Source organism: Pseudomonas sp. UTLPPB19802 (assembly GCF_059730225.1).
Window position 1 is genome coordinate 4,455,378 of sequence record NZ_AP048545.1, and the last position, 19,767, is coordinate 4,475,144.

Annotated in this window: 13 protein-coding genes; 4 read left to right on the forward strand and 9 right to left on the reverse strand. The window is 65.0% G+C overall.

Features of this window, described 5'->3' with window-relative positions; all coding sequences use genetic code 11:
* Positions 1–57: 57 nt before the first annotated feature.
* The 3 genes from AC6I6U_RS19340 to AC6I6U_RS19350 all read left to right on the forward strand — a co-directional run bounded on the left by AC6I6U_RS19340 (position 58) and on the right by AC6I6U_RS19350 (position 9,975).
* Positions 58–1,320, forward strand: a complete 1,263-nt coding sequence (locus AC6I6U_RS19340) for a glycosyltransferase (RefSeq protein WP_497877628.1) — start codon at positions 58–60, stop codon at positions 1,318–1,320.
* 95 nt (positions 1,321–1,415) lie between these two features.
* Positions 1,416–8,720, forward strand: a complete 7,305-nt coding sequence (locus AC6I6U_RS19345) for an amino acid adenylation domain-containing protein (protein ID WP_497877629.1) — start codon at positions 1,416–1,418, stop codon at positions 8,718–8,720.
* Positions 8,721–8,805: 85 nt separating this feature from the next.
* Positions 8,806–9,975, forward strand: a complete 1,170-nt coding sequence (locus AC6I6U_RS19350; protein WP_497877630.1) for an FAD-dependent monooxygenase — start codon at positions 8,806–8,808, stop codon at positions 9,973–9,975.
* Between the two features lie 24 nt (positions 9,976–9,999).
* Here AC6I6U_RS19350 and AC6I6U_RS19355 read toward each other — a convergent pair whose 3' ends face one another.
* From AC6I6U_RS19355 to AC6I6U_RS19395, 9 genes are all read right to left on the reverse strand, one after another.
* Positions 10,000–10,590 (reverse strand): peroxidase-related enzyme, encoded by a 591-nt coding sequence (locus AC6I6U_RS19355; RefSeq protein WP_497877631.1) that lies wholly within the window; start codon positions 10,588–10,590, stop codon positions 10,000–10,002.
* Positions 10,590–11,117 carry a CMD domain-containing protein gene (locus AC6I6U_RS19360; RefSeq protein WP_497877632.1) on the reverse strand — a complete coding sequence of 176 codons (528 nt, stop codon included), beginning with the start codon at positions 11,115–11,117 and terminating at the stop codon, positions 10,590–10,592. The genes AC6I6U_RS19355 and AC6I6U_RS19360 overlap by 1 nt, the downstream gene beginning before the upstream one ends.
* A gap of 54 nt (positions 11,118–11,171) precedes the next feature.
* Entirely contained in the window at positions 11,172–12,737 is a 1,566-nt protein-coding gene (locus AC6I6U_RS19365; protein WP_497877633.1) for an ABC transporter substrate-binding protein, read from the reverse strand.
* A gap of 54 nt (positions 12,738–12,791) precedes the next feature.
* Positions 12,792–13,805 carry an ABC transporter ATP-binding protein gene (locus AC6I6U_RS19370; RefSeq protein WP_497877634.1) on the reverse strand — a complete coding sequence of 338 codons (1,014 nt, stop codon included), beginning with the start codon at positions 13,803–13,805 and terminating at the stop codon, positions 12,792–12,794.
* Entirely contained in the window at positions 13,795–14,814 is a 1,020-nt protein-coding gene (locus tag AC6I6U_RS19375) for an ABC transporter ATP-binding protein (RefSeq protein ID WP_497877635.1), read from the reverse strand. The genes AC6I6U_RS19370 and AC6I6U_RS19375 overlap by 11 nt, the downstream gene beginning before the upstream one ends.
* A complete protein-coding gene (locus AC6I6U_RS19380) occupies positions 14,811–15,716 on the reverse strand; it encodes an ABC transporter permease (RefSeq protein WP_497877636.1) in 906 nt (301 codons plus the stop codon). The genes AC6I6U_RS19375 and AC6I6U_RS19380 overlap by 4 nt, the downstream gene beginning before the upstream one ends.
* Positions 15,713–16,687, reverse strand: coding sequence for an ABC transporter permease (locus AC6I6U_RS19385; protein ID WP_497877637.1), 975 nt, complete (start codon positions 16,685–16,687; stop codon positions 15,713–15,715). Before AC6I6U_RS19385 ends, AC6I6U_RS19380 begins: the two co-directional genes overlap by 4 nt.
* The gene (locus AC6I6U_RS19390; RefSeq protein ID WP_497877638.1) at positions 16,684–18,144 is read right to left on the reverse strand and encodes a SidA/IucD/PvdA family monooxygenase; all 1,461 of its coding nucleotides are present in this window, start codon (positions 18,142–18,144) and stop codon (positions 16,684–16,686) included. Before AC6I6U_RS19390 ends, AC6I6U_RS19385 begins: the two co-directional genes overlap by 4 nt.
* A gap of 219 nt (positions 18,145–18,363) precedes the next feature.
* Positions 18,364–19,314: a LysR family transcriptional regulator gene (locus AC6I6U_RS19395; RefSeq protein WP_497877639.1), complete on the reverse strand. Its 951-nt coding sequence runs from the start codon at positions 19,312–19,314 to the stop codon at positions 18,364–18,366.
* Between the two features lie 31 nt (positions 19,315–19,345).
* Between AC6I6U_RS19395 and AC6I6U_RS19400 the strand changes: the two genes are divergently transcribed.
* Entirely contained in the window at positions 19,346–19,552 is a 207-nt protein-coding gene (locus AC6I6U_RS19400) for a hypothetical protein (protein ID WP_497877640.1), read from the forward strand.
* Positions 19,553–19,767: the final 215 nt, after the last annotated feature.

A 19,767-nucleotide genomic window follows, 5' to 3' on the forward strand; every position in this document is an offset into this window, starting at 1 on the left:
CCGATCGCTGTCCTGAAGGACTGACAGCCATCGCAAGATCACTCTAGAGGGAATCTTATGCACGTGATCATTACCGCCATCGGCTCTGCCGGTGATGTCCACCCCTTTATCGGCATCGGCCGCACGCTTGCGGCACGCGGCCATCGCATCACCTTTTGCACCAGCGGCGTGTTCGCCCCGCTGATCGAGCGTTGCGGTTTCAAGTTCCTGTCCCTGGGAAGCGCCGAGGAATATCACGCCATCATGGCCGACCCGGCGCTGTGGCATCCACGCACATCACTGCCCACACTCTGGAAAAGCGTGGCCGGCACCCTGCGCGACCAGTACCGGCTGCTGGAGCAGGCCTGTGACGATGACACCGTCATGCTCGGCTCGCTGTGGGCGTTCTCCGCAAGATTGCTGCAGGAACAACACGCCATTCCATTGATCACCGGCCAGGTCACGCCATTCGCCATGTGGTCGCCCTTCGCACCGGCCACCCAGCCACCGGGAGCGAATCTGCCGGCTTTCGTGCCTTACCCCCTGCGACGCCTGCTGCTGGGGATGGTCGAGCGCACAGTGCTCGACCGGGTCATGATGCCGGAACTCAACGGTTTTCGCCGCGAGCTGGGACTGGAGCCGGTCAAACGCATCATCAGCCAGTGGATCTCCTCGCCGGATCGGGTCCTCGGGCTGTTTACCGACTGGTTCGCGCCCATACAGCGGGATTGGCCTGCCCAGACCGTGCTGACCGGATTCCCGCTGTTCGATGAAGCCGGCTTCGAACAGCCGGACGCCGAACTGGAAGACTTCCTCGGAGAAGCACCACCCGTGGTATTTACCCCGGGCTCGACCACGGTCGATGCGGCGACCTACTTCGCGATGGCGGCCCAGGTGCTGAAATCGAGCAACCGCCGCGGTGTGTTCCTCAGCAGCCAACCGGTGGACCCGGCGTTGTCCAGCGACGGCCGGATCCTGGTGCGGCGCTACGTGCCGATGAGCCGCATCCTGCCCCATTGTGCGGCACTGGTGCATCACGGCGGTATCGGTACCACGGCCCTGGCCATCGCCGCCGGGGTTCCCCAGGTCGCCACGCCCTTCGCCCACGACCAATTCGACAATGCCGCGCGCATGGAACGCATGGGATGCGGCGTGCGACTGCTACCGCCGACCTCGGTCGAGTCGCTGGCAGCAGCCCTGGACCAGGTCCTGGACAGCCCGGAGATCCACGCCAACTGCGCGCGCTACCGCCAGCTGATACCGAGTGGCAGCAGCGCCCGCGAGGCCGCGGCGCGGCAGGTCGAAGCACTGTCCCGCCCCCAGCGCTACCGCGTGGCGTAGTTCGCCAGGCGACGGGCCGTGCGCGGCCCGATCACCCCCTCTCGAGCCCCTTTCATCGGTTTATCGGGCCAGCGAGTCGGCCCATGGAGAACCCCATGACTCAGTCAATGCCAGTGCCGAATGCAGAGCGCCTGCTCTTCCCCCTCGCCGCCCCCCAGCTCGATATCTGGCTGGACCAGGGGCTGCATGGCGACAGTCCGCTGTACAACACCGGCGGCTATGCCTGTATCAACGGCACCATCGACATAGCGCGCTTTGAGCAGGCCGTCGAACGGGTGGTCAGGCGCCACGATGTCTTGCGCACCCGGTTGGTACCCGGTTCGATCGAGCACCCGCTACCGCGCCAGCGATTCCCGGAGTCGGTCGACCTGCCGCTGGCCGTGCATGATGTATCGGCGCAGGCCGATCCCCACGCCAGCGCCCTGGCCATGATGCAGGAAGATCTGCAAACCCCGTTTGCCTTTGACCACGGCCTGCTGGTACGCATGAAACTGTTCAGGGTCCGCCAGGACCTGCACTACTTCTTCGTCAATTGCCACCACCTGATCACCGATGGCTGGTCCCTCGCCATGATCGGCCAGGCGGTCAGCCAGACCTACACCGCCCTGCCTGGCCCAACCTCGGAGGACGCCAGCGCGCCGACCTACCAGGCCTATGTAGAACAACCAGGTATCGACAGGGAATCGCTGACCTACCGGCGCCAGCGCCAGTACTGGCTGGACAAAAACCGCACGCTGCCCGAGCCGCTGCTCACACCCCGCTACCAGGGACGTTTCGAGCAGCGCCTGGCGCCCAGCCAGAACCACGCCTGGCGCCTGCCGCGCGCGCTCTATGATCGCCTGGCCGAACAGGCAAGGATTGGCGGCCAGGGCAATATCTTCCACGTGATGCTGGGAGCGTTGTACAGCTATTTCGCGCGCACCGAAAACCGCGAGGAAATCGTGATCGGCCTGCCGATCCTCAACCGTGCCAATGCGCTGCACAAGGCGACCATGGGCTTGTTCGTCGGCATGAGCCCGGTACGCCTGGAGCTGGGTACGACGCTGGGCTTCGGCGAGCTGGTCGGCAAGATTGCCATGACCCTCAAGCAGGACTATCGCTACCAGCGTTTTCCATTGAGTGAGCTGAACCGCGAACTCGGGTTGCAGACCCTGGGCCGCCGGCAATTGTTCGACCTGGTGGTGTCCTACGAGCAGGACCAGCAGACCTGGTACGGGGCAGCCTGCGCGCACCCGGTCAAGCTGATCAACGGCCATGAACAGACCCCGCTGTCGATGCACATCCGTGAAGCTGCGCCAGAGGATGATGTGTGGATGCACTTCATCTACAACGAGGCCTATTTCGAGCAGGAACAGATCGCGGCGCTGCAAGAGCGGTTCATGCACATCCTGCAGGCCGTGGCGGCAGATTTCGACAGACCGGTCCAGAGCCTCGACCTGCTGCCGCCAAGTGAACGCCAGCGCCTGCAGGCGTGGAACCGCACCGATGTCGACTATCCCACCGGGGTATTGCTGCACCAACTGATCGAGGCCCAGGTGGCTGTCCGTCCCGACGCCATCGCAGTACGGTTCGAGGATCAGGCATTGACCTACGAACAGTTGAACCGCCAGGCCAACCAGTTGGCCCACGCCCTGCTGGAAACCGGCCTGAGCCCTGACGCGCGGGTCGCCATCTGCCTGGAGCGCAGCCTGGAGATGGTGGTGGCCCTGCTGGGTACGCTCAAGGCCGGCGCAGCGTATGTACCGCTGGACCCCGGGTACCCGACCGACCGCTTGAGCCACATGCTGACCGACAGTGCGCCTGCAGCGCTGATCACCACCCGCGGGTTGCTCGCGCGCCTGCCTGCGGTGACGATACCCGTGCTGAATCTGGGCAGCGACCGTGAACACTTGCTTCGACAGTCCGCCCTCAACCCGGATGCCGCAGCGCTGGGACTGAAGCCGCAGCACCTGGCCTATGTCATCTATACCTCGGGCTCCACCGGCCTGCCCAAGGGCGTGATGAACCAGCACGATGGCGTGGTCAACCGACTGCTCTGGGCCCGTGATGCCTATGGGGTCGACGAGCATAGCCGGATCCTGCAGAAGACCCCGTTCAGTTTCGACGTGTCGGTCTGGGAGTTCTTCCTGCCCCTGCTCAGCGGCGCGCAACTGGTGATGGCTGCCCCGGACGGGCACAAGGACCCTCGCTACCTGATGGAGATCATGGCGAGCGCGGGCATCACGCTGCTGCACTTCGTACCGTCGATGCTGCAGGTGTTCCTCGACCAGGTCGAGCCGCAACGGCTGTCCGGCCTGAAGCAGGTCCTGTGCAGCGGCGAGGCGCTGCCGCCGGCCTTGCAGCAGCGGTTCTTCGAACAATTGCCGCGGGTGGAGTTGCACAACCTCTATGGCCCCACCGAAGCGGCCATCGATGTGACCGCCTGGCAGTGTCGGCCTGACATGCATCCGGGCATCGTGCCGATCGGCCAGCCGATCGCCAACATCCAGTTGCATATCCTCGACGGCAACCTGCAGCTGCTGCCGCCAGGTGTGGTGGGCGAGCTGCACATCGGCGGCATCGGTGTCGCACGAGGCTACCTGAACCGCCCCGAGCTGAGCGCCGAGCGTTTTATCCGTGATCCGTTCCAGGCCAACCCCCAGGCCCGCCTGTACAAGACCGGCGACCTGGGCCGCTGGTTGCCCGATGGCAGCATCGAATACCTGGGCCGCACCGATTTCCAGGTGAAGATCCGTGGCCTGCGTATCGAACTCGGTGAAATCGAGGCGCGGCTGCTCACCTGCCCGCAGGTCAAGGACGTGGTGGTGATCGCTCGCCAGGAGAGCGCCGGGGATGCCTACCTTTGCGCCTACCTGCTGGGCGAGCCGGGTGCCGAGCTTTCAGCCCCGGCACTCCAGGACGTGCTGCGCCAGCAGATGCCCGACTACATGGTCCCGCGGTATCTGCTCCAGCTCGAACACTTCCCGCTGAACGCCAACGGCAAGCTGGACCGCAAGGCCCTTCCCGCGCCGACGGAGCCTGTGGGCAACCACGACGCCACGGCGCCGCGCACCGCACTGGAACAGGCCCTGGCCGAACTCTGGCAGGACAACCTGCAAAACGATGCTCTGGGCGTCCACGACAACTATTTCAGGCTCGGCGGCGACTCGCTGAAGGTCATTCACTTGCAGGTCAAGGCACGTGAACAAGGCATCGAGCTGACACTGGCGCAGATCTACCAGAACCCGACCATCGCCCAACTGGCGCAGTTGCTGCAGGCTCAGGACGGTTCGTCCGAGGGCGCCCAACGCCAGGTCCGGACAAGGCCGTTTGCCCAGGTGCCGGAGGCCATCCGCCAGGCCAGCGCGGGCCAGTTCGATGACGTATACCCGGCGTCGCAGTTGCAGGTCGGAATGATCTATCACTCCATGATGCATCCGGACTCCGCCATCTATCACGACATTTTCCGCTACCGCCTGCAGTTGCGCTGGGATGCGCCGACCTGGGAGCGGGCCTGCAGCGCCCTGGTCCAACGGCATCCGGCCCTGCGCCTGTCCTTTGATATCGGCCATGCCGAAACGCCGATGGCCCGCGTGCATTCGAGCGTGGAACCCGCCGTGCAAGTGGTCGACGTGGCATCGATGGCCCCGGAGGCACGGGCCGAGGCGGTATTCAGCTACATGGAGGCATGCAAGAACCACCGTCAGGACTGGCAACAGGCGCCCCTGTATCGATTCTGCGTGTTCGCCGCAGCGGATGATATCGACCTGGTGTTCAGCTTCCACCACGCGATTCTCGACGGCTGGAGTGTCGCCACGTTGATGCGCGACTTGATCACGCTCTACAACGCGCCCCCGGAGACGGAGGCACTGCCCGCGCTGCTCACGACGCCAGCCGACTTCATTGCCCTGGAACAGCAGGCGATGGCAACCCCCGTGCACCGCCAGTTCTGGAGCGACTACCTGCGTGACGCACCCGCCGCATCCATGACCAGCTGGGTCCATCAGGTAGCTCCCGATCCCACGCCGCACCGCTCGGCCTACCGTGAAATGCCGGCGGCCGACCTGGCCCGGCTCGAAGCGTTCTGCCGGGCCCAGGACCTGCCGTTGCGGGCGGTACTGCTGGCGGCCCATGGCTTCGCCCAGGCGATCCTGTCCAACCAGCAGGAAGTACTGTGCGGGGTCATCAGCCATGGACGACCGGAGTTCGAGGATGCCGACGCGATCCTGGGGCTGTTCCTCAACACCCTGCCATTGCGCCTGGGTACCCAGGGCCAGAGCTGGATCGAGCTGGTCCGGGCGGCGATTGCCCAGGAGCAACAGGTCTTCGTCCATCGGCGCTATCCGTTCGCGCTGATTCACCGCGAAACCGGCGTGGCCCTCGACGTGGTGTTCAACTACGTCGACTTCCATGTGCTCAAGGGGCTGTTGGCCCAGGGCGAGGAAGTGCTCACGCAATGGGAGACGATGGAGGCCAGCAACTATGACCTGCTGACCACGATCGGCCGCCATCCGGGCAACGGCGCGCTGATGTTGAAGATGGACTACCGCACCGCCCGCGTCGCCACCCGCCAGGTCGAGGCGTATGCCGACTACCTGCTGCGCACCCTGGACCTGATGATGCTCGCACCCGAGGCCAGGCCGCAGATTCCGGCCTGGCCACCGAGCGGCGTGCAGCAGGCGCCCTCTCCAGCCACGGCACCGGCCCATGCCAATCTGTCGACCCTGCTGCTGGAGAGTTTCTCCCGCCACGCCGAACGGCCCGCCGTGAGCCTTGACCCGCATCACCTGTCCTACCGCCAACTACGGGACAGCAGTGCCCAGTTGGTCGGTTGGCTGCACCGGCAGGGTATCGGCCAGGGCGACCGGGTGGCGATCATGATGCCGCGCTCGCCCCAACTGATCATCGCCCTGCTCGGCGTGCTGCAGGCCGGCGCCGCGTATGTACCGATCGACCTGAGCTATCCCGAAGAACGGATCCGGCTGATTCTCGAAGACTCGCGGCCACGCCTGGTGCTGTTCGCCGAGGCATCCGCCGCGCTGGCCGCGTCATTCGCGGGCGACGCGGACCGGCATCATTGGGACAGCGTGGTCGCCGGTTTCGATGACAACCCCGAACGCAGTCATGAATTGGTCGCCACCCTCGCCGCCAGCATCGAGCCCGACGATAACGCCTACGTGCTCTATACCTCCGGCTCGACCGGGCGCCCCAAGGGCGTGGCCATGCCCCACCGGGCCCTGACCAACATGATCCTCTGGCAGAACCGCCAGCAGGCGCAAGGCTTCAACCCGGACGCACCGCTGAAGACGCTGCAGTATTCGCCCATCTCGTTCGACGTGTCCTTCCAGGAGATTCTCTCGACGCTGACCAGTGGCGACGAACTGGTGATGATCGAGGAAGAGTTGCGTTATGACTTCATTCGCCTGCTGCGCTTCATCTGCGCACAGCAGGTCAATCGCCTGTTCCTGCCCTACGTGGCCTTCCAGGGCCTGGCCGAAGTGGCCACGCAACTGGGGATTCGCCCGCTGTCGCTGCGCCAGATCAGCGTGGCCGGCGAGCAATTGAAGATCACCCGCGAAATCCGCGAACTGCTGGCCGATCTCGATGACTGCCGCGTGGAAAACCACTATGGCCCCACCGAAGCCCATGTGGTCACCTGCCTGCGGCTCGAAGGCGATACGGCGACCTGGCCGAGCATGCCGCCTATCGGCAGCCCCATCGACGGAGTCCGCATGCATGTGCTGGATGCGGCGGGCGAAGCCTGTCCGGTCGGGGTCGTCGGCGACCTGTACATCGAAGGCTGCTGCCTGGCCAACGGTTACCTGGACCAGCCCGACCGGACCGACGAACGTTTTGTCTACCGGCAGTTGGAAGGCCAGACCCGGCGCCTGTATGAAACCGGTGATGTCGGTTTCTACCTGCCCTGGGGGGACCTGGTCTACCAGGGCCGCAGCGATGCCCAGGTGAAGATTCGCGGCTACCGCGTCGAACTCGGCGAGATCGAAGTAGCCATGCTCGGTTCGGCCCGCTTCGGCGCCGATATCCAGCAGGTGGCGGTGATCGACAAGCCGGACAACGATGGCAGTCGTTACCTGGTGGGCTTCGTCCAGGCCATGCCGGGACGCACGCCGGACCTGGAGCAGCTCAAGGCCGAGTTGCGCCTGGCATTGCCCGAGTACATGGTGCCGGGCATCCTGGTCGGCATCGAGCAGATTCCCCTGGGGCCGACCGGCAAGATCGATCGCCGGCGACTGCAGCGGATCGAGGTACAGAATGTCCAGCAGCGGCCCTTTACCGCACCCCGCAATGCCACCGAGCAGATGCTGCAGGGTTACTGGCAGGAAACCCTGGACCTGCAGGACATCAGTATCCACGACAACTTCTTCGAGCTGGGTGGCAACTCGCTGAAGGCGGTGCAACTGGTGGCGATGCTCGCCAGGCACCAGGGCCTGGAACCGTCGTTGTCCGATTTCATCCAGGCCCCGACCATCGCCGAATTCGCCCTGGTGCTGCAGCAGGCCGAGACCGGGCACCCTGGCACCGGCGCCCTGGTGGACTTCAGGAATGCCGCGGACAAGCCGACGCTGTTCCTGGTCCATCCCATCGGCGGCCATGTGTTGTGTTACGCGGCACTGGCGCGGGTACTCAAGGACCAGGTGCACCTGTATGCGCTCCAGGCGCCGGGCACCTGGGACAACCGGGCGCCGATGCAATCGGTGCAGGCCCAGGCGGTGTACTACGCCGACGCCATCGAGCAGGCCGCGCCGCAGGGGCCGCTGAATATCGGTGGCTGGTCGTACGGCGGCATCGTCGCCTACGAATTGGCCAGCGAGCTGCAACGCCGTGGAAGGCGCCTGCATAACGTGTTCCTGCTCGACACCATCGTGCGCGTCAGGCAGGGCGAGGTCCAGATCGACCGCACCGAGTTCATGAACTGGTTCATGTGGGAGTTGCTCAGCGGAGATGGCCAGCGGGAATACGACTACCACGCCCTGGATTTTTCCGGCGTCAGCGACACGCAGGCCTTCGAGGCGATCAGGCGGCATGGCATCGACCAGGGCATTTTCGACCAGAGCATCACCCTGGCGGCGCTGGAGCAGTTGTTCCAGGTCTTCCATGGCAACTGGCAGGGGCTGCTGGGCTATCGGTTCCCGCCACTGGACCTGCCGATCACGCTGTTCGCCGCTGATGTGGAACTGCCGGAGGTACTGCTCGGCCCCCATGAGCTGGTGGGCACCGCCTTTCGCGATCCGTACCGCGGCTGGCGCACGATTGCTCCGCAGGTGCAACGCGTGGCGGTCGAAGGCGACCATCTGACCATGATGCGCGCGCCCCATATCGACCGGGTGGCCGCCTGCATCAAGTCACGCATGGAGGCCGCCCGCGCCAGGACCAGCCGCGCCAGTGCCACCCTGGCATAACCGCCAACCACGACAAGGGGACCACACCAATGGCCCCTTGCCTTGAATGCCCGGTCGATCCGGGCCTGAGACAGGTGAAAACAGCATGACAGAATCCAGGAAAGCCATCGTCGCCGGTGCGGGTATCGGCGGACTGACCGCAGCCATCGCGTTGCAGCGGGCCGGTTGGCAGGTCAAGGTCTTCGAGGCGGCGCAGACGCTGCGTACCGGCGGCACGGGCTTGTCGATCATGGCCAATGCCATGGCGGCGCTGCACTCGATCGGTGCCGATGGACCGGTAGGAGAGGCAGGCCAGGCGATCCACCAGTTCTTTTTCAAGAAACACGATGGTACGCCCATCAACAGCATGCCGATCGGCGAGATCGGCGAGCAGTTGGGGCACGCCAGCGTGAACATCCAGCGCCCTCTGTTGCTGCAGGCCCTGGCCCGGCAACTGGCGCCCGACAGCCTGGCCACCGGGCTGCGCTGCGTCGGCTACACCCATCGCCCGGATGGCGTGACGGTGCGCTTCGACGATGGCAGCCGTCACGAGGCCGACCTGCTGATCGGCGCGGACGGCCTGAATTCGGTCATTCGCCAGCAGATGCTGGGCGACACGCCGATACGGCCATCCGGTTATGTCGCCTGGCTGGCGGTCACGCCCTTCAGTCACCCGGTCATGACTGAAGGCTATGTTGCGCACTACTGGGGCCGCGGCAAGCGCTTCGGGCTCTGTGACGTCGGCAATGGCCAGGTCTACTGGTGGGGCACCGCCAACCACGAGAACGCCGCGGATGCCGCCTTGAACATCAGCAAGCAGGAAGTCCTCGCGGCCTATTCGGGTTGGGCTCCGGAGGTAGTGGCCGCGATCGAGGCCACCCCTGAAAGTGCGCTGTTGAAGATGCATGCCCGGGACCGGCAGCCAGTGCAACAGTTCTGTGACGGTCACGTGGCGCTACTGGGTGACGCGGCCCACCCCATGCTGCCCAGCCTGGGCCAGGGCGCGGCGCAAGCCATCGAGGATGCCGTGGCCCTGGCCGACTGCCTGGCCCGAACACCGAGCCTGCGTGCCGCGCTGGAGCAATACCAGGCCTGTCGGCACCCACGGGCCAACGGCATCGTCAATGCCGCGCGCTTCATGAGCGGCATCGAACAGGCCGAGTCGGCCATCGCCTGCTGGTTTCGTGAATGGTACTTCCGCCTGACGCCCCAGCGCAGCCTGCGCAAGAAAAACCTCGACCTGCTGCGTCTCTGGCAGCCCCGCGAGGGTCGGTAGCGCCGGCCAACCCGGCGCAACAGGTCACTTCGCCTCGGGAAACACCGGCTCGCCCAGGTTCAGCATCAGCCGGTTGGCCCAGGCGAAGATCGAAATGGCGTGGATCAAATCCAGCACCTGGCCATCGTCCAGCCCATGCTCGCGCAAGGCCTGGATGTGGCCGGCGTCCAGGCCTGCCGGATCCAGGGTCAGGTCGATGGAGAAGCGCACGATGGCCTGTTCGCGGGGCGTCGTGCCGGCAGTGGCCGGGTCGGCGAATATCTCGCGGATCACATCGTTGCGCTTGGCCAGTTGCTCGAAGCGCTGGGCATGGACCGAGGCGCAGTAGACGCAGCGGTTGACCCGCGAAACCACGGTGCTCGCCAGTTCACGCTCGGCGCGGGACAGCCCGCCCGGAGCGTACATGATCGCGTTGAAGGCCTGGGACCGCTGGCGGAGGATGTCCGGGTGATGCCCCAGGGTCAGGTAATAGTCCGAGGTCTTGGCCTGCGGATGGCTCTCTTCGAGTACCGCGATCTGCTCCGGGGTGGCGTTTTGCAGGTCGATGGTCGGCAGCCAGGCTTTCCAGCCCAGTACTTCGTTGGTGAATCCGTTGCTGCGGATCGGTTCGCTCATCAGACGGCTCCAGCGGACGACAGGGCGGCAAGGCCGGCGGCCAGGCGGACCTGGTAGGACAGAAAGGCGATCAACTGCGCCAGGACGACGATTTCTTCGGTGCCCAGGCCCTGCTGTTGCAACGCCTGCAACGCGGCTTGGTCGCCATGTACCGGCGACTCGATCAGCGTGCGGGTGAAATGCAGGATCGCGGCCAGGCGGCGGTCGCCCAGTGCGTCAAGATTTCCGGCGTCGATGTTGGCCAACGCCTCCTCGTCGATGCCCTGCTTGCTCAATTGCGCCAGGTAGTGTTTGGCCAGTGTCGCCTGTGGCGTCAGTCGCGCCGCGTAGTAGGCGACCCACAGGCGCTCGCTCAGTGACAGGTCATTGCCCAGTTCAGCGGCGAAGAACAGGTCCTGGCTGCCCTGGGTCGCCGATGCGACTTTCTCCCGGGCGTGGCGAACGTCGTGCAGGGCCGTGCCGGGTTGGATATTCAGCAGGCTGTCGAGTAGATCGGGCGCGACAGCATTGGCATTGTTGGAAGACATGGGGTTTCCTGTGGATCGATGACAACCTTCCCGCCCAGGCAGGAAGGCTCTGGCTCAAGGTTGCTCGGTGACCATCAGCGCGGCGGTACGGTCGCTGACCAGCGGTTCGACCTTCAGGCCTTTGCGCGCCGCCCAGATGTTCTGGTAGTGGAACAGCGGAATGATGCCGACGTCGTCGCTGACCACTTTCACCGAATCCTGGAGGATCTTGCGGCGTTTGGCCTCATCGAACTCGGCGGTGGAATCGAGCAGCGCCTTGTCCACCAGCGGGTTGCTGTAGTGGCCCCAGTTGGACGCGCCCTGCCCCTTGCTGCTGTCGACGGTGGTGAGAATATTGGTCAGTGCATAGGCCGCCTCGCCGGTGCCATTGCCCCAGGCAATCACACTGACCGCCAGTTCGTTCTTGTTTGCCTTGCCGGCATACACCGCCCAGGGCAGCACTTCCAATTGCACCTTGAGGCCGATGCGGGTCCAGAACTGCGCCACTGCCTGCATGGCTTCCGGGGCCTGCGGATAACGGTCGCCGGGCACATGCACGGTCAGTTGGAAGCCGTCCGGAAAACCGGCTTCGGCCAGCAGCTCCTTGGCCTGTTTCGGGTCGTACGGGATGTTCTTCACCTCAGGGTTGTAGCCGAAGGTGTTGGCCGGCATCCACTGGTTGGCCTCGGTCACGGTGCCCTGCATGATCCGCTGGTCGATGGCCTGGCGGTTGATCGCCAGGGACAGCGCCTTGCGTACGCGTACATCACGCAGCGGGTTCTGTGCCAGTGGCTTGCCGCTGTTGTCGCGGATGAACTCGTTCGGCCCTTCGCGAAAACTCGGCTGGATGATCAGCGCGCGCAGGCCCTGGTAGGCAAAGACGTTGACGTCCGGGGTCTTGCGCAGCCGCTCGACGTCGGTTGGCGATACCTTGTCGATCACATCGACGTCACCGGCCAGCAGCGCCGCGGTGCGGTTGGCGGCGTTGGCGATGAAACGGAAGTCGACCTTGTCCCAGGTCGGCCTGGCGCCCCAGTAGCTGTCGTTGCGCTGGAAGATCGTGCGGTCGCCCGGCACGTAGGAGACAAAGCGATACGGCCCGGTGCCGATCAGCGCCTTGCCCGAGTTGTAGTCGGCGCTGCTGGCGTTGGCGCCGGCATGGCGGCTGACGATGTAGATCGAATCGACATCCGGCAACAGATTGGCGTTCGGTGTGCGGGTCTTGATCAGCAGCGTGTGGGCATCCTTGGCCTGCACCGACTCCACGGTGCGGGTGGCACCGGCGTAGGACGCGACACTGCCCGGCACATTGCGCGCACGCTCGAAGGAGAAGACGAAATCGTCGGCGGTCAGCGGCGTGCCGTCCTGCCATTTGACGTCGTCGCGCAGGTCGAACTGCCAGGTGGTCGGGTCGACGACCTTCCAGCTCTTGGCCAGCCCCGGCAGGGTCTTGTCATCGTGGCGATTAACCAGCGATTCGAACGCGTGCAACGCCACCGAGCGGTCGCCGGCATAGTTGTTCAGTTGCGGGTCGAGGGAAGAAACCGGGTCGGCGTAGCCGATGCGCAGGCCCTGGGCCGAGGCGCTGCCGGCGGCCAGGAGCAGTGCCGAGGCGATCAGTGAACGAACACGTGGTTGCATGGGTGTTTCCTTGTACGCAATGGCGATAAGCACCGCGGGTGTCGATGCACCCTTTCATGGCTGCTCGTTGAGGTGACACGCGCTCAGGTGGTTCGGCGAAACCTCCCTGAGGGCTGGAATTTCCTCGCGGCAACGTGCCGTGGCATGCGGGCAGCGAGGATGGAAATGACACCCGCCGGGCGGGTTCAGCGGACTGGGGATTTCCCCTTTGATCGCGTCATAACGGGTACTGCGGACATCGAAACGCGGAATCTGCGCCAGCAGCGCCTGGGTGTACGGGTGGTTGGCGCGGGCGAACAATTCGTCGACCGCGGCGCTTTCCACGACCCGGCCGAGGTACATCACCACCACGCGGTCGCACAGGTGCTCGACCACGCCCAGGTCATGGCTGATGAACAGGTAGGTCAGGCCCAGTTCATCGCGCAGGTCCATGAACAGGTTGAGGATCTGTGCCTGGATCGACACATCCAGGGCCGCCACCGACTCGTCGCACACCAGCAACTGCGGCTGCACCGCCAGGGCGCGGGCGATACCGATGCGCTGGCGCTGGCCACCGCTGAACTGGTGCGGATAACGCTGGCGCAACTGCGGGTTCAGGCCGGCGCGCTCCAACTGGGTGCTGACGTAGTCGTCAAAGCCGCGCTTGTCGGTAAGACCGTGCAACAGCGCACCCTCGCCGACGATGCGGTCGACCCGCAGTCGTGGATTGAGGCTGGCCGACGGGTCCTGGAAGATCATCTGCACCTTCAGCCGCACGGCCTGGCGCTGCTCGGCAGTCAGGCTGTCGAGTTCCAGGCCATCGACCCGGGCGCTGCCCGAGGACACCGGCAGCAACCCGGCGACCATCCGCCCGAGGGTCGACTTGCCACACCCGGACTCGCCGACCAGGCCGACGACCTCGCCGCGCGCGATTCGCAGATCGACCCGGTCGACGGCGTGGGTCTGCGGGTGCGGGCGGCTCAGGCGCAAGCGTCGCAGCAGGTGCTGGATGGCACCATCGCCGGGGGCCTTGCCAAAGGTCTTGCTGACCTGGTTCAGCTCGATGAGGGGGATCTGCTCACTGTGCATCGGCGGCTCCCGGATGAAAACAACGGACGATCCGCCCACGGGGCATCTGCAATGCCTGAGGCTCTGCGGCACACAACTGCGAAGCCCGTGGACAACGGCTGGCGAACGCGCAACCAGCCGGCATCGACAACAGATCCGGGGCCATGCCGGGGATCTGCCGCAGGCGCTGGCCGCGCCGGTTGCGACTGGGCAGGCTGTCGATCAGTCCCTGGGTGTAGGGATGCTGCGGCTGGTCGAGCACATCATCGACGGTGCCCTGCTCGACGATACGCCCGGCGTACATCACCGCCACGTCGTCGGCCAGGCCGGCCACCACCGACAGGTCATGGGTGATCCAGATCAGCGAGGTGCCCTGCTCACGCACCAGTTGCTGCACCTGGCTGAGGATTTGCGCCTGGATCGTCACGTCCAGGGCGGTGGTCGGCTCGTCGGCGATGATCAGGTCCGGCGAATGCAGCAAGGCGATGGCAATCGCCACGCGCTGGCGCATGCCGCCGGACAGTTGATGGGGGTAGGCGCGCAGGCGCTCCTCCGGGCTGGCGATACCCATCCGCCCCAGGGTACGGGCGGCGTGCTCGCGTGCCTCACGCTTGCCCACCGGGCGATGGGCACGCACCGCCTCGATCATCTGGGTATCGATACGCAGCACCGGATTGAGGGTCATCATCGGGTCCTGGAAGATCATCGCGATGCGGTTGCCCTGCAATTCGCGCAATTGCGCTGGCGCAAGCCGGGTCAGGTCGCGCCCCTGGAACAGCACCTGGCCGCCACTGATCCGTCCGGGCGAATCGACCAGGCCGAGAATGGAGAAACCGGTGACCGACTTTCCGGAGCCGGATTCGCCCACCAACCCGAGAATCCGCCCCGGCTGCACCCGCAGCGAGACCTCGCGCACCGCCGGCAGTACGCCGGCACGGGTATGGAAAGAGGTGCTGAGATTGCGCACGTCCAGCGTCGGCATGGCGGCAGAGTTCGCTGCTGCAGCGATTGAAGGTTCAGGCAGGTTCATCGCTGCAACCTCGGGTTCAGGACATCACGCAGGCGATCGCCTACCAGGTTGATCGCGACGATGGTGATCAGCAGCGCCAGACCAGGAAACAGGCTGATCCAATACTCGTTGCCGAGCATGTACTGGAAGCCGTTGGAGATCAGCAGGCCCAGGGACGGTTCGGTCACCGGCACGCCCAGGCCGAGAAACGACAGGGTCGCCTCCAGGGTGATCGCCCGGGCGATCTGCAGGGCGCCGATAACGATCAGCGGTGGCAGGCAGTTGGGCAGGATGTGCCCGACGACGATCCGCCACGCGCCGATGCCCTGCCCTCGCGCCGCATCGACATATTCCCGGCGGCTTTCGGTCAGTGCCTGGCCACGGGAGGTGCGAGCGTAGTAGGCCCATTCGAGCAGCACCAGGGTCAGCATCACGTTGCCGACACCCTTGCCCAGCCAGGCGAGGATCATCAGCGCCATGAGAATCACCGGGAACGACAGCAGCAGGTCCACCAGGCGCATCAGCAAGGCATCGACCCAGCCGCCGAGGTAGGCCGACAGCAGGCCGAGCAAGGTGCCGATCACTGCGGCGATCAGTGCCGAGCCGATACCGACCCACAGGCTGATCCGCAGGCCATAGATGATCGCCGACACCAGGTCGCGTCCCTGCCCATCGGTACCCAGCCAGTAGGTGTAGCCGCTGTCCATGTTGGCGCTGCCCGGTGGCAGTCGTGCGTCCAGCACGTTGAGTTGCATCAGGTCATAGGGGTTCTGCACCACGATCCACGGTGCCAGGAGCGCAACCAGCATCACGGCGAGCAACACCACCAGGCCGGTGACGGCCGAGGGCGAGCCGAGAAACTCGACCAGTACCCGGCGCCACGGCGACTCTACGGACAAGCGCCTTGCAAGGACAGCAGTCATCGGCCAGCCTCGATACGAACACGCGGGTCGAGCAGGTAATACAAGCCATCGACCACCAGGTTGAGCACGACGAAAATCACCACGACCACCATCAGATAAGCCACCACCACCGGACGATCCAGGGTGTTGATACTGTCCAGGATCAGCTTGCCCGCGCCCGGCCAGGAGAAAATGCTTTCGGTCACCACCGCATAGGCGATGGTCGAACCCAGCTCCATCGCCAACACCGTGACCACCGGGATCATGGTGTTGCGCATCACATGCATGGTCATCACCCGCAGCGGCGACAGACCCTTGGCCCGGGCGAACTTGACGAATTCCTGGGGGAGCACCTCACGCACGCCGGCGCGGGTCAGGCGCAGCACCAGGGAAATCTTGAACAGCGCCAGGTTCAGCGCCGGCAGCAACAGGTGTTGCAGGCCATCGAGGGTCAGCCACGACCACTGCACGCCGAACAGCTCGCGGGTGGCGCCGCGGCCGCTGGCCGGCAGCCAGCCGAGGGTGATCGAGAACAGCAGGATCATCATCAGCGCGACCCAGAACGCCGGCAGCGAGAAACCGACGATGCTGCCAGCCATCATCAACCGTGACAGCGGATGCTCCGGATACATTCCGGCGAACAACCCCAGCGGCACGCCGATCAGCACCGCCAGGCACATCGCGCTGAACGCCAGTTCGAAGGTGGCCGGCAGGCGTTGCAGGATCAGGCGCATGGCGTCTTCGTGGTAGACGAAGCTCTGCCCGAGGTTGCCGTGCAGAGCGCCCTTGAGGAAGATCAGGTACTGCTCCCACAGCGGCTTGTCCAGGCCCAGGTGGGCGATGGCCTGCAGGCGTTCGGCCTGGTTGAGGTCTTCGCCGATCAGGATATCCATCGGGTTGCCGATGGCATTGAGGCCGACGAACACCACCAGGGTCATCAGCCAGATGACCAGCAGTGACTGGGTCAGCCGGCGCAGGGTCCAGCCGATCATGGGCGCAGCTCGTGGGCATCCGGCTGGCTGGCGACCCACTCGTCACCGAGCAGTTCCGGCTCGGCGTAGTCGCGCATGGCCGCGTAGTGCTGCTCGATGTCGGCATTGAACAATTCGCCGATCAGCGCCTGGGCCAGGCGCCTGGCCCCTTCGCTGATCGCCGGGATATCGCCGGAGACCGCACCGAAGCTGAGAGCGGCGGGATAGCTGAAACAGTGGATATGATCCAGTCCGGGACAGGCTCCAGGGGTCCGTTCCTGGAACTCGAAGTTGCTGCCCAGGTCCGGCAGCTCCGCCAGCTCGGCATCCTTCTCGTCGGCCGGGGCCTCGAAACGATCACGCCAGGTGCGCACCTGCGAAGAAAACGGCGAAAACTCCGGACGCAAGCGGAAATCGGTCCGGAAGCCCGTGGCAAATACCACGAAATCGGCCTCGATCCGCGCGGTGGGCGTATCCAGCCAGACGCCGCCTGCCGGGTTTTCCTGTGCGGCCACCAGCGGACAGTCGAGCAGGAAACGCGCCCGGCCCGATTGCGAAACCCGCAAGGTACTGCCCCGTGGTGGCGGTACCTGCTGGGTGTTGAGGTAGTTGCGCAGGCGCCATTTCCAGGCCGTTGGCAGCCGCCAGTAACCGTGGGTCATCCCCGGATTGCCAGCACCCTTGCCCTTGTTGATGCGCGGCAGTTCGGCCCGACGGATCAGCAGGTCGACCTTGGTCGCGCCGGCTTCCAATGCCGTCGCGGCACTGTCCATGGCCGAAGCGCCGCCGCCGATGACCGCGACCCGCTTGCCTTCGAACCACTCGTTCTGCAGGCCGTCGGCGGAATGCGCCCACAGCTCGTAGGGCAGCGCCCGCGCCAGATCCGGCACCCACGGGCCGCCCAGGCCATCGCGGCCGGTGGCGAGCACCACATGCCGTGCGTGCAGGTGCAGTGTCTGTGCCGCAGCCTGCACCTCCAGCTCCACCAGGCCATCGGCACGCGGCGTCACCTTGCTCACCCGGTGCTCGTTGCGTACGTCCAGCGCCAGGGCCTTGCGGTACCAGCGCAGGTAATCGGCCCACTGCAGGCGCGGAATCTTGTCCAGTTGCTCCCAGGCCGGCAGGCCGAACTGCGCCTCGAACCAGGCCCGGAACGTCAGCGCCGGCAAGCCCAGGGCCGGGCCAGTCAGCTGTTTGGGCGAGCGCAGGGTTTCCATGCGCGCGGTGGTCGCCCAGGGCCCTTCGAAACCGGCGGGCGCCTGGTCGAAAATCACCGCCGCCACGCCCTGGTGACGCAGCTCGGCGGCCAATGCCAGGCCGGCCATGCCGCCGCCGATAATCGCGACGTCCAGCACCACCTCGCCTCCGTTCAGGCGTGGCTTGACCCAGGGTTTGGCAGGCAGGTCCAGCCATTCGAGATCCTGGCGCAGGCGCGCTTCCAGTTTCGCAAGGCCAGCGGCGAGGGTTGCATCGGACATGTATTCGGTACTCGGCATGGAGGTCGGGAGAACAGCTCCCGCACCTTGAGTCGCATTCCTTCAAAGGCCACGCCTGAATATTCAAATATGAATTCATGACGGCCTTCAATTCGTAAACCGAATACTAAGAGGCGCTTTTTATTCTCGCAAAGCACAAAAATGCATATTTATATAACTATAGTGATCTATTCGAGGCCGCGGCTTGCTCCGGCTGGCGGACTACTCGGCGTAAATGCTCTGCAGCAGTGCGTCATGGGCCGCCGCGTCGTGCATCACCATCTCTGGCAGCAGCAGCTTTGCCGAACGGGCGATTTCATCGATCAGTGCACGGGCGACGTCCGACAGCGGGCTGGCGAAGGCCGAGATCAGGCCAAAGAAAAACGGGATATGGCAGCCGAGCGAGCGCACCACCACCCCCTCCACCGGAACGCCCTTGGCCGTGAACGGGTCGACCAGGGCAATGCCCAGATCGGCCTTGGCCATCTGCATGGCGATCAGCGAGGTATTGGTATCGAGCATGCGCGGCGTACCGCAACCCGCATCGAGAAAAGCCTTGTCGATGCGCCGGCGAAAGCGATAGGGATTGGCCATGGTCACCAGCGTCTGCCGAGCCAGCAGTTCCATGGGCAACACCTCGTGGGCGGCCAGTGGCGAATGCGCCGGCAGCACGGCGACGCAGGAGGCCTCACCGATCCAATGGATATCCAGCCCACGATGTTCCAGCGGCAGACTGACCGCGCCGAGGTCCATGGTCTTGGAGAGCACTGCCTGCACCACATTCTCCGGCGACATGCTCTGCAACTGGATCTGCTGCGGTCGCAGTGCCTCGGGCAGGCGTGACAAGGCTGCCGGCAACAGCCCGGCCGCCAGGGCGGAAATCGCCACCAACTTGATCTGGTGGTTCTCCTCCTGAGCGATATGCTGCGCGCGCTGGTGGATATTGCGAATCCCCAGCAAGGCGCTCTCGACCTCGCCATACATCATGAACGCCTTGTGCGTCGGCGTGACCTTCGGCCCGCTGCGTTCGAACAGGGCGAAACCCAACTCCTGCTCCAGCTCCTGGATCACCCGAGTGACCGAGGGCTGTGAGCGGCCGAGCATCTTCCCTGCCGCAGTGACACTCCCCGCCGACATCACCGCCGCAAACGCTTCCAACTGACGCAGATCCATACGCACGCCTTACCAGTGCCGATATCAAGGCGTGGAAGTCTACACGCGTTTCACCGTGGAGCATGCGCCTACAGGCCGTTGGTTCTTGCCATGTGCTACCGACCTCTTCGCGGGCAAGTCGTATCACCGCCCGAACGCTCCTGCAGGGGACCGTGCTGTCGACAATATCCCGACCAGCCCATCACTCCGCTTCGGCTTTGGCTTTGGCTTCGGCTTCGGCTTCGGCTTCGGCTTTTGATCTTGCTTTTGACCTACCGGCCCCGCCCAGCAGGCTGAGTGGAGGTTCTGTTTCGAGAGACGCCCGGCAGGGATGCCGGGCGAGCCGTGTTGGGCCATGGATGGCCCATCGCGGCGTGCTCTCGAAACAGAACCGGAGCGAAGGAACCCTCGCGTAGCGAGGGCCGAATGGAGGGGCAAGCCCTTTTGGTTCCTTTTGGGGCGTTTGCCAAAAGG